14 protein-coding genes are annotated in these 17,528 nt (G+C 44.4%); 11 read left to right on the forward strand and 3 right to left on the reverse strand.

Annotated elements, in window-relative coordinates; all coding sequences use genetic code 11:
* Nucleotides 1–89 precede the first annotated feature (89 nt).
* Genes KE627_RS08715 through KE627_RS08725 form a run of 3 tightly spaced genes read left to right on the forward strand, consistent with a single transcriptional unit; the run spans nt 90 to nt 1,035 of the window.
* Entirely contained in the window at nt 90–665 is a 576-nt protein-coding gene (locus tag KE627_RS08715; RefSeq protein ID WP_013727396.1) for a hypothetical protein, read from the forward strand.
* 1 nt (nt 666) lies between these two features.
* Nucleotides 667–840, forward strand: a complete 174-nt coding sequence (locus KE627_RS08720) for a hypothetical protein (RefSeq protein WP_013727397.1) — start codon at nt 667–669, stop codon at nt 838–840.
* Nucleotides 841–849: 9 nt separating this feature from the next.
* Nucleotides 850–1,035: a hypothetical protein gene (locus KE627_RS08725; RefSeq protein ID WP_013727398.1), complete on the forward strand. Its 186-nt coding sequence runs from the start codon at nt 850–852 to the stop codon at nt 1,033–1,035.
* Between the two features lie 61 nt (nt 1,036–1,096).
* Here the strand turns inward: KE627_RS08725 and KE627_RS08730 are convergent, their stop codons facing one another.
* On the reverse strand, nt 1,097–1,963 hold the full coding sequence (locus tag KE627_RS08730) for a DNA/RNA non-specific endonuclease (protein ID WP_013727399.1): 867 nt from the start codon (nt 1,961–1,963) through the stop codon (nt 1,097–1,099).
* A 274-nt stretch (nt 1,964–2,237) separates the two neighbouring features.
* On the opposite strand from KE627_RS08730, the gene KE627_RS08735 reads away from it, so the two are divergent.
* The 4 genes from KE627_RS08735 (at nt 2,238) to KE627_RS08750 (ending at nt 9,837) form a co-directional block, all read left to right on the forward strand.
* Complete coding sequence (locus tag KE627_RS08735) at nt 2,238–3,728, forward strand: hypothetical protein (protein ID WP_225424191.1); 1,491 nt, start codon at nt 2,238–2,240, stop codon at nt 3,726–3,728.
* 360 nt (nt 3,729–4,088) lie between these two features.
* Nucleotides 4,089–5,672 carry a hypothetical protein gene (locus tag KE627_RS08740; protein WP_056938816.1) on the forward strand — a complete coding sequence of 528 codons (1,584 nt, stop codon included), beginning with the start codon at nt 4,089–4,091 and terminating at the stop codon, nt 5,670–5,672.
* 518 nt (nt 5,673–6,190) lie between these two features.
* The gene (locus KE627_RS08745) at nt 6,191–7,816 is read left to right on the forward strand and encodes a hypothetical protein (RefSeq protein WP_013727402.1); all 1,626 of its coding nucleotides are present in this window, start codon (nt 6,191–6,193) and stop codon (nt 7,814–7,816) included.
* A gap of 434 nt (nt 7,817–8,250) precedes the next feature.
* Complete coding sequence (locus tag KE627_RS08750) at nt 8,251–9,837, forward strand: S-layer protein (protein ID WP_133286454.1); 1,587 nt, start codon at nt 8,251–8,253, stop codon at nt 9,835–9,837.
* Between the two features lie 329 nt (nt 9,838–10,166).
* Here the strand turns inward: KE627_RS08750 and KE627_RS08755 are convergent, their stop codons facing one another.
* Together KE627_RS08755 and KE627_RS08760 are read right to left on the reverse strand one after the other, a co-directional pair.
* A complete protein-coding gene (locus KE627_RS08755) occupies nt 10,167–10,469 on the reverse strand; it encodes a type II toxin-antitoxin system Phd/YefM family antitoxin (protein ID WP_013727404.1) in 303 nt (100 codons plus the stop codon).
* 160 nt (nt 10,470–10,629) lie between these two features.
* Nucleotides 10,630–11,820, reverse strand: a complete 1,191-nt coding sequence (locus tag KE627_RS08760; protein WP_056938817.1) for an SGNH/GDSL hydrolase family protein — start codon at nt 11,818–11,820, stop codon at nt 10,630–10,632.
* A gap of 193 nt (nt 11,821–12,013) precedes the next feature.
* Between KE627_RS08760 and KE627_RS08765 the strand changes: the two genes are divergently transcribed.
* The 4 genes from KE627_RS08765 to KE627_RS08780 all read left to right on the forward strand — a co-directional run bounded on the left by KE627_RS08765 (nt 12,014) and on the right by KE627_RS08780 (nt 17,469).
* Entirely contained in the window at nt 12,014–13,087 is a 1,074-nt protein-coding gene (locus tag KE627_RS08765) for a hypothetical protein (RefSeq protein ID WP_056938818.1), read from the forward strand.
* 807 nt (nt 13,088–13,894) lie between these two features.
* Nucleotides 13,895–14,725, forward strand: coding sequence for an alkaline phosphatase family protein (locus KE627_RS08770; RefSeq protein WP_013727407.1), 831 nt, complete (start codon nt 13,895–13,897; stop codon nt 14,723–14,725).
* Nucleotides 14,726–14,848: 123 nt separating this feature from the next.
* Complete coding sequence (locus KE627_RS08775; protein ID WP_013727408.1) at nt 14,849–16,126, forward strand: NupC/NupG family nucleoside CNT transporter; 1,278 nt, start codon at nt 14,849–14,851, stop codon at nt 16,124–16,126.
* Nucleotides 16,127–16,155: 29 nt separating this feature from the next.
* Nucleotides 16,156–17,469, forward strand: a complete 1,314-nt coding sequence (locus KE627_RS08780) for an NCS2 family permease (protein WP_013727409.1) — start codon at nt 16,156–16,158, stop codon at nt 17,467–17,469.
* The last annotated feature ends 59 nt before the right edge of the window (nt 17,470–17,528 follow it).

A 17,528-nucleotide genomic window follows, 5' to 3' on the forward strand; every position in this document is an offset into this window, starting at 1 on the left:
AATCCTTTTAATCAATTTGTAAGTTGAAACATACGTTCGTACTTGGTATGATTGATATCACTAACAGACATGATTTTGGGGGTGCCGACATGGCCGAGGCAACACTTTACCATGCGACATCGCATGCGAATGCAGGGAAGATTTTACGAGAGGGGTTTAGGATACCACAGAATGACTGGGGACATTTTTATGCAGGCAGTCACTTCAAGCAGCCTGGAAGTTTGGGGTATGGGACGTATGGATTCTTGGAGGATAAACAATTAGCCGGCGAGTTTTGGGCGTCTATGTACAAATCACTATCGAGATATGATATTATGAGAGTCGAAATTGAGTATCGGATTGGAAATAGTCTCAATTTTGTCGACAATTTAGAAGACATGAAGTATTTCCGTGAATTTCTTAAAGACCCATTCTTCCACAGTGGTATCAATAATCTACACACACGGTTTAAAAATACGTTTAGACAGCATGCTTTGGATGGCGCACTAATTGAATACTATATTAAGAATGCAATCCAGCGAGGGTGGTTTCATCAAATTGACTGTGTCTGTTGTGCGACTTCAACTAATGTTTACGATAGGATGAATATTTTCCTTCCTAATGGCATCGAATATTGTATTCGAAATAAGGATATTATTACTAGGATCAGCATTCGGAGTGATTGAAATGGCGGAATATCTAAAGAGTCATGATGAATTACTAAAAATTGTAAATCAGGCTGCAAAGGACTTAAGACCTGAAGATCTAATTCCATATCTTCAAGCTGCTGAAAAATGGGACGATTCTAAGGACACATTCTTTGATGAGGATTTAGATGAGTCTGACAAGGTAAACAGATAGGAGCTAAATATGGCAAAGTATTTAAAAAGTGAAGAAGAAATTCTAAAGGATATTCACCAAATGGCTAAGGATTTAAGACCTGAAGACCTAATCCCATACCTGGAAGCTGCAGAAGACTGGGAGAAGAACCACCGCGATGAATTTGATTTTGTTCAAGACATCGACAAACCAAAAGAAACCAAGTCTTCGAAATAATTTGCTCAAGCAAATAGGACACCCCACGAATGGGATGCCCTATTTTGATACATAAGCTGTTTTAGCCAACGCGGCTAGTGCCAGTTTTGTAATTGATTTTGACGCCGGCTTGGATATTTTTGATATAAATATTGAAATGAACTTGGTTGCTGCCAACCGATTTACCTTGCATTTGAACACCGCGGGCAAGCAGGTCGTGACCTTTGAACACTGGTCTTACCTGGTACCGAATGTAATGTTTGTAACTCCCGCGGAGATAGTAGGCAACTTGGTTTTCATATTTCAGCATGCATGGCGTGTTGAGTGATCTGGTTCCAGTAATCAGATTCTTGGGGTTGTTGTTTTGCCCAGTTAACTGGTAGCCGATCAAGTGACAACGGTTATACAACCAGCCTCCCTTGATCCGCTTGTTGTGCCAGCCGGTTGGATCGAAGTACAGTGGTTCGCGCTGCCCGGTTGGCATTAACTTCTTGTTTAGTAGGGCATTGGCGGTGGTTGCCCGATTCAAGAAATCAAGATTGCCATATCGCTGCCAAGCACCATGCCGACGGGAAAGGGTACTCTGGGAAAACTTTGGTCGATTGTGATTAATGATCACAATTTGTTTCCCGCTGACTCGAATTGGTTTGTTGCTGGTCTTTTTAGCCTTTTTCCTCGCTTGGTTGGCGCGCTTGCGGGTAACCTTGCGCTTGTGTGGGTTGTAGTCAGTTTTAGCTAACGTTAAACCCCGTTTCCTGGCAGTTGAAAGCTTCACCCGATAGACTTTCTTTGCCCGGTTCAGCCCCCGGTTATGCCGGTGATAAAAATAGTGTTTCCCCGTTTTAGTCACGTAAACGTACGTTGCAGCTGACGTTGTCGTCGGTTGGGAATAGCTGACGCCGCCGACCATCATGACCGTTAACAGGAAACAGTAGATGATTTTCTTCATAACTTCACTCCTCAAATAATTGCTGTGATCTAGTGAACATTCTTTATTCTATCATTAATTTGTTGAAGAAAATAATCTTGAATCTCGTATATTTAACTCACTTTAAATGCTTGTGAAAAGCGTTAAAAATAGATGGAATACCACCCTTAACTACTGTAAAATAATAACCGTTACAAATAAGAATTTTGAGGAGAATTTTATGAACTTGAGGGTAAAAAGATCTATCTTTTTGAGTGTCGCCATTTTAGGCCTCACTGTTGCTGGAGGCTCGCTAATGGGGCAAAGTGCGAGTGCTAAGACTTACGCGAAGATTGCCAGCAATGAAACGCTGACGATTCCGGTAAGCAGCCGGAATGTCAATTTCACTGGCACTAAGGCTTTGTACACCAAGGTCGGGACATTAAGAGGCGCTCGGGTAGTTGCGACGAGGTCTACTTTGAGAAGTCTAGCCAGTTCTAAGGACTCCAGAGATAACGTTCGCACTTATCGTGTTGCGGTTACCAACAGAGGCTCCGTTTACTACAAGGTTGTGACCTTTGATGGTCAATACCGGGGTTGGATATACGGTGGCAAGAGTACAGGTAATTTTAGTGGTGGCGTTACCAAATACGCGACTTTCAACAACCAGGGACTGTCAGCTTTAACGACAGCTCAGCAGAATGCCACATATAAAATCACCACTCCAGGAACTGCAAATAATGGCAAATCTGTCACCTATAAAGCACCATCATGGACGCAGTACAAAGTCGGTCGAGCAATTACAGATTCGAGTCCTTATGCCAACACCAATTTCAAAATTGATCAAGTCGGCACTCGAACACGTGAGAACGATCAGTGGGTCCACATTTATGATCCAAACAACAGTAACTCGCCTGCAGCCGGTTGGATTCTGATGAGTGGACTGACGCAGAACCAAGTGATTGTCAATCCTGATGCCAAAAACTTAACCATCAATTTGATTAAGCCCGACGGCACAACTTTCAAGACAATCAAGTGGACGACTGCAACCGCAGTTGCCGGACAGACTGTGGGGACATCCCAAAGCAATAATGCCCAATGGATCTTGAACAGTAATGATCAAGCGGACATCCAAACTCAAATTAACACGCAGTTGTCTGGAAGTAGCTATCAGATTGCAGATAACAAGCTTTCGGCCAGCCAAATTGACAACATCGCTCGTGGAACGTTTGGTGGCCAAGTTAACATTCAGCTGACTGCCGTCAACACGACAGTTCCCAGTATAATCAATCCCCAAATTGCCATTGATGGTAATTTTCGCGAAATGGAACCGTTGACTGGGGTAGACAGCGAGTATGGCACGGCAAAAGTTACTTTTAAGCTTGGTGATCAGTCTAAAGAAATTCAATTGAGCGCTGGTGACGTTGCTGCACAAAAGGAGAGCGATAAGGACAGCCTGGTTTACCAACTCAAACACATGGATGGCACAGCCAGAAAAGCTGCCGTGGAACAAATAAATGCTGATTTCTACAATGCCGCAATCAAACAATATTCGTCAAAAGGTGTTGTTTTGGATAAATTTGTTGGCACAAAGGGATCAACCTATTCAGCGGCTGAATTGGGAACATACTTGAACGATAATCTAAGTACGCTGACGACTCCTAAATACCCAAGTTTCGATGCCGATGGTAATGTGACTTATAAGACCGTTACCTTACACCTGTTGATGGGCGACATTTTTGGTGGAACATATGGGACGCCCACTGGCGCTTTATATGTATGTGACGCGTACAAACCTGAGGCTTAGGAAATTGCACAAATCATTATCAGTACACCGCTTTTTACTTTACTAAACAGTTATCTTCACAAAATCTTCACACTTTATACACACAATATACACATTTAAAAGTACCAATTTTCATCAAGTAATACGCCTTACCCCACGTAAACACTGTGGCGAGGCGTTTTCATTTGTCCGTATAAATGTGACTTTTCTGTGAAGGTTTCGCTCAAATATACATTTTTCTTCATATCTGTGATATTCTTCTAGCAGTGAAAAATTACTGGGCAATTAAACGTTTTTGCCAAGTTTAGTAATTTTGTTTCACTTCTTGTTTAGCGCGCTCAAACTAGATGACTATCTGTTACACAATTGGAGGAATGGAATTTGAAGAACAATTTGAAAAAATCACTTTTTGTGGGGATTGCTGCTTTAGGCTTCGTGGCCGTTGCCGGAACTGCCAATGCCACACAAGCAAGTGCTAAAACATACGCCAAGGTAACCTCTAACAAGGCATTATCTGGCGATGCAACAACTCGTAACGTCAACTTTACCGGTGACGCAGCTTTATACACTAAAGCCGGCACTGTTAAAGGCGCAAAAGTTGTCGCAGGTAAGACTACATTAGGAACTTTCGCTGACAGCAAGAGCTCACAACACAATGTTCGCGCATACCGTGTTGCAACCACTAATCGCGGCTCAGTTTACTACAAGGTCGTTTCGTTTGACGGCCAATACCGTGGCTGGGTATACGGCGGCAAGTCAGCAACTGCATTTGGCGGTGGTGTTGAATCATACAGCACTACCACTGATCCTGCAGCAACTACTGACACAACTTCTTCAGCTTCATCAGCATCTTCAGCAACTTCAACCAGCACCAGCAACCAAACCAATGGTTTAACTGCTGATCAAAAAGCTGCTACTTACAAGATTGCCAGTGTTGGTACTTCAAACGATGGTACTCAAGTAACTTACACTTACCCTGCATGGACGCAATACAAGAAGGGCCGCGTTATCACCGACTCTACTCCATACAAGGACGCAACTTTCAAGGTTACTGACCAAACCACTCGTACTCGCGAAGGCGACTTATGGGTTAAGATCGAAGCAACCGATTCAAAGAACAGCAAGGCCAATGGCTGGATCAAGTACAGCGGTTTGACTAAGACCACTGATACCACTCCTTCAACTGACTTTGATGCCAACAAGAGTGTTAAGATTAACTTCCGTGACACGACTACTGGTAAGACGTTAGACAAGAGTGCTACTTGGACCACTGCCTCAACTAACACTAAGCAAGGTGACTCAGTTGCCAGCTTGGTTAACAATGGTGGTTACAACTTGGCTGACTACATCAACAATCAGTTAACCGCACCAACTGGATATTCATTTGCCAGCAACAAGAACATCACACCTGATGTCACAACTGCTAAGTTTGGTGATACTTTGACTGTTGACGTTTCACCAGCTGCTAAAGCTGCCCTTAAAGTTGCCTTCTATTCAGAAGATGCACCTAGTGGTACTTTAACTGCTTTGAAGTCATCAGACTTTGCTTTTGGTTACCCAGCATTGACGCCGGATGCTCAAACAAATGCACTTGGCAAGACAACTGATACTTCATTTAATTTGAATGATTTCTTTGGTGATGCCGGTACCAAGAACGCCAAATTTGTAACAGAATTTGACAAAGCCGTTAATGCCGCAACTGCAAAAGCAGGCAAGTTATCAAATGTTTCTGGTACTCAAACAACTGGCACTGACAAAGTTGGTTTCTTTGGCCAATCATTAAACAATGGTACTCAACGTTACTTCTACGTATTTAACTCCGCTGATACTCTTGCTAACAATGCTGCATCACAATCAAAGGGCGCAACTGTTAAGGTTGTTCTCCAACGTTATGTAACCAACTTGCCACAACCTAATGAAGCAACTAAGGATGCTAAGGCAAACACTGATTACATCGCACAATAATCAATAGATAACACTTTCCAAACACACATCCATTTCGGATTCATAACACAGCACAACTCTACAAGTAAATAAAGGGGGATCGGACGAGGAAGCTTGTCCGTCCTCCTTTACTTTTCCAAAGTTTCATCCAATATGATATAAAATATGATTTGTAGTCGCATATTCAATCAAGCGGTTTATGCGAGTGGCTGAAGTACTTCAAGCATACTTTGGCCGAAAACAGAGTACATGAGGGGCCGAGGGCAAACGGAAATTGTCTTCGGCCCTTCGTGTACCCGATACATACTGATTTCTCTTCAACATTTTTGAAAGGTTGGCTCCCCATTTCCTGATTACAATGACAAACTTAAATAGACCTTAAAATGTGAATAATTTAAGAATATCTATTCACTTTTGTTGCATTGTTTTATTCATGTCATATTCATGAAACAACTTAAGAAATTTGTTCAGGTAGCGTAATTTCACTGTTCCTATAACAAGCTATACTAGATGTATTCTTTGTTAAGGAGGAATGGAAATTGAATAAAAATTTAAAAAGATCCATTTATACAGGAATTGCTGCTTTAAGTTTTGTTGCAGTTGCTGGAACGGCTAACGCGACTTCTGCGAGTGCCAAGTCGTACGCTAAGGTGACATCGAACAAAGCCTTAACGACTGACGCAACCACTCGTAACGTCAACGTTAACGGCACCAACGCACTGTATACCAAAGCGGGTACTTTGAAGGGCGCCAAGACAGTGGCTACCAAAGGCACTTTGTCGAATTTATCGACTTCAAAGAGCAGTGAAAAGAACTGGCGCGCTTACCGTGTTGCCACTACTAACCGGGGATCCGTCTACTACAAGATTGTTTCATATGACGGCAACTATCGCGGCTGGATTTACGGCGGCAAGTCAACAACGGCCTTTGGCGGCGGTGTAAAAGCCTATAACACCACCACTGATCCATCGGCTTCAACTGACACCAGCTCATCGTCGTCAGCATCCTCGTACTCGACGACTTCAGCCCAGGCTAGTCAAACAACTGCTTTGACTGCCGCACAAAAGGCTGCCACTTACAAGATCGCTAACCCTGGCACCACCAATGATGGCACCGAGGTAACTTACAGCTATCCTGCATGGACTCAGTACAAGAAGGGCCGGGTCATCACTGACTCAACGCCTTATAAGGACGCAACCTTCAAGGTGACTGATGAAACCACACGGACTCGTGAAGGCGACTTATGGGTTAAGATCGAAGCCACTGATTCAGCCAACAGCAAGGCCAATGGTTGGATTAAATACAGCGGTTTAACGACTGCTACAACGACCCCAACGTCAACCTTCGACGCCGACACCAGTGTCAAGATTGCCTACCGTGATGTTTCCACCGGCAAGACCTTGTCCACCACCAACACTTGGACCACTTCATCAACTGGTACCAAGGAAGGTAACAGTGCGGTGAACTACACGGATGCCAAGGGTCAAACCATCGGCAAGTTCATTTACGCTGAAGGGGCCCCTTCTGGTTACAAGATCAACACTACTGATAATAAAGATCTTGCATCAGACGGCAGCAACGCCACCGTTGCCCCAGCTTTGTCCAGCGCCAAATTTGGATCAACTTTAACAGTTGATGTGACTCCAGTTGCTTCACAGACTAAGGTTAAATTTGACGTTGCCGGCACAACTGGCACTGCCAACTCAGCATTATCATCGAGTGACTTCCTCTATGGTTTCCCAGCTCTGACCGCTTCAGCTCAATCAGATGCTTTACCAGCTGGTGGTGCTACTAATGGAACCTTCACCGTTGCCGATTACTTCGGCACGAATGGTAAGTTCACCAAGGCATTGAACAGCACTAGTTCATCCAACAGTGTCCAAACCATTTACCGCAACAGTGATATTTGGGATGTGAACGGTAATGAAGTAGCCACGACTGGCTTAACCGGCTTCTTTGGTCAAACTGACTCAAGCAAGTCCACGGCTTCAGCTCCAGCACACTACTTCTATGTCTACAACCCAACCAAGACCCTGGCAGCCAACGCATCAACCTTGGCTAATGGATCAGCGGTTACCCTGGTGTTCGATAAGTATTCAACCAACACGACACCAAACGCACTCAACTCTGATTTGAACGCCAACACAGACTACGTTTCAAAATAAGTTCATTGCGTCACTTCCAATAAGAGACATACGCCAACATCGTATGGATCATTAAAACTGCATTCTTCAAACTAGTCCAAAAGGGGGGATTTAGACGATGCGACTCGTCTGCCCTCCTTTTGTGTGAACAATTCTTTTCAATATAATATGGTAAAGTTTGCGCCACGGAAATTTGGGGTTCAAGCCGGAGTGAAGGGATGCCTCAAGCTCATTTCTTCATAAAAGGTTCTGAGATAAACGATCCGATTCTGTCGGGTCGTTTATTTTTGTCCTAAATCTTTGGGTGGCCTTTCAAAAGATGATATACTTGAAGAGGTTAGGTGGTCGTTGGACTTAATGAACCAGAATTTTTTAGGTTCAATCGACTAGCCTTTGCTTAATTCTTAACATATTGGAGGAATGTCATTTGAAAAATACTTTGAAAAAGTCTCTTCGTGGGGGTTGCTGCATTAGGACTTGTCGCAGCTGTTGGGACTGCTAACGCAACTTCAGCAAGTGCCAAATCATATGCGAAAGTAACTTCTAACAAAGCTCTTGGGGGTGACGCTACTACTCGTAACGTTAACTTTACCGGTAAGAGTGCATTATATACCAAGGCTGGTACTTTACGTGGTGCCCGAGTGAAAGCCAGCAAGGCTGTTTTAAGCAGCTTCGCTAACTCAAAGAGCTCACAACACAACGTTCGTGCTTACCGTGTCGCTACCACCAACCGTGGTTCCGTCTATTACAAGGTTGTCTCATTTGATGGTGCTTACCGTGGCTGGATCTACGGCGGCAAATCAACTGGTGCATTTGGCGGTGGTGTTGCGCAATACAACACAACCACTGATCCACAAGCATCAACTGATACCAGTTCATCAGTGAACTCAAGTGCCTCAATTAACACTCAAGGCCAAACAACTGGTTTGAGTGCTACTCAAAAGGCTGCAACCTATAAGATTGCCAACCCTGGTACTTCAAACGATGGTACTGAAGTAACTTATACTTACCCAGCATGGACTCAATACAAGAAGGGCCGGGTAATTACCGACTCAACACCTTATAAGGACGCTACTTTCAAGGTTACCGATCAAACAACTCGGACCCGTGAAGGCGACCTTTGGGTTAAGATCGAAGCAACTGACGCTGCCAACAGCAAAGCTAATGGTTGGATTCTTTACAGTGGTTTGAAGCAAGCTACTCCTGCTACACCAGCTGAGAACTTTAATGCTGATACCAGTGTGAAGATTGCTTATCGTGATGTTTCAACTGGTAAGACACTTTCAAACACCAATACTTGGACAACAGCTTCAACTGGTACCAAGCAAGGTAACAGTGTTGGCGCTTTGGTAAATGCTAAGGCACAAAACCTTGGAACATTCATTGCTGCTACTGGCGCACCTTCTGGTTACAAGCTCAATACAACTAGTGGTGATCTCAAGGGCGACGGTAGTAACGTTGTTGTTACACCTGCACTCTCAAGTGCTACCTTTGGTGCTACTTTGACTGTTGATGTAACTCCAGTTTCATCAGCAACTAAGGTTAAGTTGCAAATGCCTGGTACTAATGGGACTGTAAACCAATCATTAACTGCAAGTGATTTCCTTTATGGTTATCCTGATTTGACCACCAGTGCACAAAATGAGTCATTACCACCTGTTGGTACTCCTAATGGTATGTTCACTGTCGCAAAATATTTCGACTCCAACAGCCAATTCACTAAGGATATCAACGATTCGACAAAGTCCAATACTGTGCAAACAGTTCAAAGACTTCATAGTGATATCTGGAATTCTAACGGTCAAGAAACATTCGGAGATGTCACAGGATTCTATGGTCAAAAGGATCCTAACAGAAGCACAACAGCAATCCCTGTTTACTACTTCTACGTATACAATCCAACTGAAACCGCTAAAGCCAATGCATCTCAATTGCAAAACGGATCTTCAGTAAATTTGGTATTTGATCGTTATTCTACTAACCGTACACCTGATCCAGTTAGAACTGATTTAAATACTAATACTGATTTTATTGCAAAATAAGATATCATCGATTCATAGTTTTACCCATTCCAGCTCTACAAACTTAATATGTAATGTCGACCAAAGTGATTTGGCCGTCCGCTTTATGGAATCACCGTTCCGTCAATATGATTTGTAGTTGCACACAGGTAACGAATAAATTGCTGGGCGGAAGGGATACTTCAAGCATATTTCTTCCAGGCAATTTGAAAATAAACCAGCGATCCGATTTACTTCGGGTCGCTGGTTTTTTGTCTGGATACAGTTAAGGGGCCAATTGATTCTGCGTTCGATTTGGAATTTTCCAACGATCGGTGGAGTTCTTCTAATTCGTTACTTTCCTCCAAAGGTTAGTCGTTATGGAAAAACGGATTGGGGTCAGCCGTTGGACCCAAAAACTCGTAATCTGTATATAAGTAGGGAACGTTATTATTCATTTTGTGCTCGATGCCGGCGTTGTAAACTTTCCAGCGCAGTTCGTCGATTTCCTTCATTATTTTGTCGTAATCTCTCAATGACAAAAGAACCCCGAGCATTTGGTCATGTTTGATAACAAACACACCGGTTTGATTCAATTTTGCTCGTTGGAAAGCTTTAGTTGGTGACTTTTTCAATTCGGAAACAGATATGAGTGGCGTATTTAAAACTGTCATTGTATCCCTCCTCGTATTTGTTCTTATGATATCAATTTTCCCCAAGAGATACTAGTTTGGTGGCTCTCGATTAATGGACAAGAAGATGCTTTCATGGGCTGAATACAAAAAATGCCTGAAACATAAATTAACATTCATGTTTCAGACATTTTTCGTAGTTTTAGTAATCAGCAGCTGTGTTAGTAGAAGTTGTTTTCTTCGTAGCAGTGGTCTTGCTGGTGGTCGTCTTCTTAGTAGAAGTGGTCTTCTTAATCTGATCCTTTGGGAAATTATCAATCATAAAGTTAGCGATGTCTCTGGCCATTAACTGATACGTCTTGGCAGCCGGATGCAAGCGGCCGTCGTTAAATCGGTCAATGTGATTAGCGTCAGTGATCAAATTAGGATCGACGTCCTGCCAGTTGAGGTATGGCACGTCATTTTGCTGATAGACTTCAGCTTCGGCACTTCTCAATTCGTTCATGGTGTAGCCGCCTTGGCCGACAACGTCATCGGAGTTCTGGTTGTTGTCATAACGGGTGATTGGCAGGATGCCATAGATGATCAGGTTCTTATTTTCAGCTTTCATCTTCTTAATATTGGTATCCAAGGTGTTCTTAATTTGGTCAATGGTCGAATCGGTATGACCGTAATCGTTGGTCCCATAAGCGATGGTGGCCACGTTGTATTTGGCAAAATTGGTATCCTCAACCGTGGTGGTTAAGTCCCCCGGTGTCGACATATCGCCGGCGTCACACAAGAAGGCACCGTTGTATGCGGCGTTATCAACTTTCACATTCAGGTAACGGGCCAGCCAGGTCGGGTAGCCGGCATCCAAGGTCTCGTAGCCGTCATAACCGGCGGTAATGGAGTCGCCCATGGTGATAAGCGTGTCTGATTTGAAGTAGTCACTATTTTTCATTGCGATGTCAAACGTTCCTTCCGAAATATCTTGTAAGTTGCCGCGCCAGACCCAGCCGTTTTGCTTGCCGGAACCACTCTTCACGTAATACCAAACGGAGTTGCCCTTGCCCTGGGCGGATCGGTCGATGACAGCTTTTTTATAAGTGTACCAGGTTACCTTGGCAAAGTCTTTAGCAGATCCCAAAGTCTTGTTCAAACCGGAAGTCGTGTAGACGTAGCCGCCCTTTAAATGGTAGGGAAGTGGTTGGTCGTAGTCTTCGGTAGAAACAATGGAAGCAGCTGGAATCGTTTTTTTAGTGGTGTCATTAGTTGATTTGGATTTGGTGCTTGATGAACTCGTCGAAGTCGGGGTCGTTGGTGTCGTTGTGGCAGCACTGCCAGGTGCCATGATCGCCGCAATCCCCAAAGCGGCTGTGATGGCAGTCGTTATGTAAAAACGTTTATTCATATCAATTATCTCCTCATAATTTTGAACTATGTATTACTTTAGCATGATATTGTTACGAAACCCTTACATGCCGCTTACACTCAAATGAAGAGTTCGTGCACAACTTGCTTATTTTTAGTAAATCAATTATGATTACTTTTAGCAAGATACTAATAGAACGATTTGACTAGAATGCAAGCGGGGGAGTCAATAAATGAATATCAAAGTAAAATGCAGGTTAACACTGTTATTTTCATTGATGGTTTTTGGCGGTTTGGGGATGAATACTCAAGTCAATGCCGCCACTGATGATTCAACCACGGCTGCGCCTCAGATTCAATCGGTCAGCAAAGCCGATTCATCGGTCACGGTGAATCCGGCTGAGGGGACCTCATCCAACGTTTCGGCGGATGAGTCAAGCGACAGCGCAGCGGCAAAGATTGACGATTCAAAAGTGAACAAGGATTCTGGCAGTAGCGTCACAACTACATATGGGGATGCCAAGGATAACCAGGTTAAGGCCAATAGCGATAGTGATAAGGATGCTGCTAAGGGTGACTCTTCAACGGCTGCAAGTGACACCTCCACTGATGTGTCTCAGGATTCATCTGCTCAAAAGGATAGTTCATCTGACCAGAATGCCACCAGTGATTCGTCCAGCTCAACCGATGATGCCATTGACACCGATACTGACACGGCGGACGTGACTGAGGATACTGACTCGAGCAAGGTTGTGAAGCCAGCCTCTGCCAAGGCGGACGCTGATGCGGATAAATCCAGCACAGATGCTCAACCAACAACGGCTGCCAGTGACGCCGATGCCCCGGATGACAGTCCAACGGTCTTGGAATCGCTGACCCAGGATGCATCCAAATCCGACCAGGCGCCAGAGACACTGGTTGTGCCGGATCAACCGATTATTGAGAGCCAAAATGTTCACAACGACATCGTTGGGGATACATTTGCCGACAAAGTGACGAAGAGCGATCCCAAGGCAGTTAAGGAAGCAACCGCGATTGCCAATAACAAGACTAAGCTGTTGACCTTCAATGCTTTCTCGGACAAAATTTACCGTCACGTATTGAAGACAGCTCAGAAGCCTGGGACGGTCACGACGACCTCTGGCCATAAAGTCACCTTGACCACGCCTGTCAAGCACGTGAAATACACCGAGCATGATTCAACCGGTGTTTCAGAGACTCTGCCAGTCATGGCAACCTTGGCGATTATTGGGGTAGCAGGCATTACGTTTATTGCGTTTGACCCGCTTAGATTTCTCTTTAAATAAATGGACGAAGCACGGTCGGGTTTGTCGGCCGTGCTTTTTGCTGTCTAAAGGCGCGTCAATCTAACGTTTAGAAATAAATTTAAAAAAGAGTATTTAATACTTGCAAACGCTTACAGATATGATATTATATAGTCAAGGAAGGGAAAAGAAGTTCGAAGCATAGGGGTTTCAGCCTACTTTGAATGTTCTTCGATCCAAGATTAATATGTTGTTATGTCACAGGATTATTTTCAAATGTTTCACATTTTTTTGTAGAGTGCGACGAGCAACGGGTGATGCGGTGTGTAAGGTCAAAATGATTAAAATCCTGGGTTTGGATTTAAATCATTTTGACCTTACACGTTAGCATCAGTTGCTCGGAGCACGTTTCAATAAGAGTGCGGACTGGGGCGGTTAGTAACCGGAGTCTAAGGTGCTTCGAACGGAAATCGAGTTTGATTTTCGTTTGAAGTTCCTTAGATGCAGGTTGCTGCCCCAGGGAGCACATTTCCACTAGAGAAAAGGGAACCACAAAATAACCAATACATAAAAGAAAGACCACCAAGAAAGACCACCAACAAGCACCACCACCAGCCACCCCGGCACCAACCCAAAACCAAACAAATTCCATAAATCCCCCACGCTCGAAAATTCCCTATTTACGCCAGCAAAACACTTTGATATAATGAAAGCGCAATCAAGAAAGTAAAAGGTATTACTTAACGCCATTTCTTGATTTCTATTTACAGGACTTTCTGCAATGAGGTATTCTATTCACATGGAATATTTTTTTCTGAGCAAAGTTTTGATTTGGAAAGGAAGTTTCTCATGAACTTTCGTCGTGTCATTGTACTTGATCTGGCATCATTGGGTGTCGGCGAGGCCAGCGACGCTAATCGATTTGAATCGGTTGGCGCCGATACTTTAGGTCACATCGCAACTCTTGAAGGAACTGACTTTCAACTGCCGACATTAAGTCGACTGGGGTTGGGCAACATTCGCTACAGCGACCCGGTTGTCGGTCTGCCGCCAGTTGAGGAACCGATCGGCTTTTTTGGCAAGATTAGAAGCCAGAGCCGGGAGAATTCTCAATTAAGTGGTCTGCGGGAGATGTTTGATTTCCAGACACCCACCCGAACAACCAGTGTCATTGACGGCATCGTCGGCCTTTTAGGGGTCCACTCAATCTTGATCAGCAATTACCAGAGCTACCTTTCCAATCAGAACCAAGCGGAAGTCATTCCGGTCAATACGGATGAGGGTGGCTTGGAGCAGCTTCACCAGCAGGTGATTGCGCCGAATAACGGCCTGCTTTATTTTCGGGCATTAGGGTTGTCCGAACACGCACAAACGGGGAACCGCAAAGGCTGCATCGATTCACTTAAATTGGTGGATCAGCATTTGGCACGGTTGATGCGGGAACTATACAGCACCGACCTTTTAATTATCACGTCTTCGTATGCCAACGATCCGGCCATGGACGTTACACCAACGCGCGAATACCTGCCGTTGATTGCCTACACGTCCTCACTTCCAGAGGGCAAGGCCTTGGGAATTCGGCGGACACTTGCAGACATTGGGGCCTCAATCGGGGAGATATTCGGCCTTGAAGTGTCCAATGAATCCACTGGCAGCAGTTTTCTCGGCGAATTGAAATAAGTCGCCGCATTATTTAGGGTTTAATTCATAAAACCAATTCCATTACAGAGGGGGATAGCTAGCCATCTTCATCGTTGTTTAGCAATTATTGTCGTTAAAATTCAGAAAAGAGGATTTCAGAATATGCAATTATCATATTTACTGGTCAATATTCTGGGTGTCGCCGTATACCTTGGAATTGCTTTCTTGTTTTCAAATAACAAAAAAGGTATCAACTGGCGTTCAGTTGGTGTTGTTTTAGTAATTAACCTGGTTCTGGCATGGATATTGACTAGTTTCTCCTGGGGCCGTGATGCGGTTAAAGCCGCTGCCGACGGATTTAACTGGTTGGTCCAAGTCGCTTACCAAGGGATCAACTTCGCCCTGCCTAACTGGGTTACCCCACAATTTGGCGGAACTGCCAAGTCAATGAACTTTGTCACGAGTGCGTTACTGCCAATCCTGATGATTGTTCCATTGTTTGATACGCTTACATATATTGGCGTATTGCCGTGGATCATCAAGTGGGTCGGCCGTGGACTTTCATTTGTTACCGGCGCTCCAAAGTTCGAATCATTCTTCGCTGTTGAAATGATGTTCTTAGGTAACACTGAAGCACTTGCTGTTTCATCACTCCAATTAAAACAAATGTCAGCAAAGCGTAACTTGACTTTGGCACTGATGTCAATGTCATGTGTCACCGCTTCAATCATCGGGGCATATACCCAAATGGTTCCTGGCCAATTCGTTTTGACTGCCGTTCCACTGAATGTGTTAAACGCCTTGATTATTACCAGCTTATTGAACCCTGTTAAAGTCACTCCTGAAGAAGATACGGTTGCTAAAATGGGTGGCTCAGGTTCCAGTGAAGCCGCTGTTGAAGCCGGCGACGTTCAAGCTAATGGTAAACGTGAACCATACTTCTCATTCTTAGGCGACTCAATCTTGGGTGCCGGTCGTTTGATCTTGATCATCGCTGCCAACGTTATCGCCTTTGTTGCCTTGGCTGCTTTGATTGACAAGATTTTGGCTTTGTTCAACCCATGGTTGTCTTTGGAACATATCTTAGGAATCATCATGTTCCCATTTGCATGGTTAATGGGTCTGGATGTCAGTCAGGCATTCCAGTTCGCCCAATTCATGGGGATGAAGTTGGTTACCAACGAATTCGTTGTTATGGGTAAGATTGCCAGCACCATTCACAACCTCAGCATCTTCCCAGCTCACTACCAAGCACAATTAACGGTCTTCATCACTTCATTCGCCAACTTCTCAACTACGGGTATGATTATCGGTGCCTTCAAGGGCTTGGTTGATAAGGAAAAGAACGATTTGATCAGTAAAAACGTTGGTACCATGTTGCTTTCAGGTATTCTGGTATCCTTAATGTCTGCTGGAATTGTTGGTCTGTTTGTTTGGTAAAATCAGTTCTAGAAAGTTAGGTTTTATGTTTGGATAAGTTACAAAGAGAAGAAGAGGCGGCTAACCGGCTGCCTCTTCGTGAGGCTATACGGGATAAAGCCACCGTCAAACGGGAAATCATTGCTGGGATCACCGGCTTTTTCGCGATTTCATACATCATCATTGTCAATCCAATGATCTTAAAAGATGCCGGGATTCCCACTGATTTGAGTGTCTTTGCAACGATCATTTCTTCGTTGATCGGCTGCTTGATTATGGGCTTTTGGGCCAATGCACCGGTAATTTTGACGCCGGGAATGGGCGTCAATGCCTTCTTCACTTATACCGTTGTCGTTGCCATGGGTCTGTCCTGGCAAGAAGCGCTGGCAATCTCGATTGTCTCCAGTATCATTTATGTGATTATCGCATTTACGAAGTTGAGTGAGATTTTGGCGAAGGGAATTCCAGAGACTTTGAAAGCGGGGATTACCGCCGGCATTGGGCTGTTCTTAGTTGAAATTGGACTGGAAAAAGCGCAATTGATTCAGCAGGGGAAGAACTCGATTCTGGCTCTGGGCGATTTGACCAAGCCGGCGACGCTGCTGGCGTTGTTTGGGTTACTGCTCACGCTATTCCTGTTCGTCCGCAATGTTACCGGCGGCTTCTTTATCGGTATTCTGGTCACCTCGGTGGTCGGAATTCTGTTTGGCATCAAAGATCAAGTCTCACCGTCAGTTGAAATTGGCGATATCACTCGTTACTCGGGGATTGTGGCCAAAGGAAATTTTGACAACGCGTTAACCATTCCATTTGTGCTGGCAGTCTTTTCGATGACCATGATCTTGGTATTTGAATCGATGGGGCTACTGGAAGGGATTATGCCAAATCCTGGTAAGTTTAAGAAGGCGTTTCAAGCCAGTTCCGTGACCAGCTTTCTTTCCGGGATTCTTGGGACCAGTCCCACGGTTGCTGCAGCCGAAAGCGCTTCGGCAATTGAAAGTGGCGGTCGGACCGGCTTAACCTCGATTGTTGCCGGATTGATGTTTGCGGTTTCGTTGTTCTTTATTCCGTTGCTGGCATTTGTGCCCCAAGCAGCGATCGCACCCGTGATTATCATTACCGGTGCGTTGATGATGAATCAGCTCAGCCGCATTAATATGTTTGATTTTTCCGATTGGTTCCCGGCATTTCTCATCGTGGTCTTGATTCCATTTACCAGTAGCATTTCGACTGGTTTGGCGTTTGGATTTGTCGCTTACCCAATTTTAAAAATTGCCGCTGGCAGGCAACACGAGCTGACTGTCGCGACTTATGTCTTAGGATTTTTATTCTTGTGTGATTTGGTGCTCAGTGCACTATTATAGAAGTAACAAGCGGGCGGACTTCAGGTTCGCTTCTTGTTAGGAACTAATTGTAAGCGTTT

The organism is Lentilactobacillus buchneri (genome assembly GCF_018314255.1).
GTDB lineage: Bacteria > Bacillota > Bacilli > Lactobacillales > Lactobacillaceae > Lentilactobacillus > Lentilactobacillus buchneri.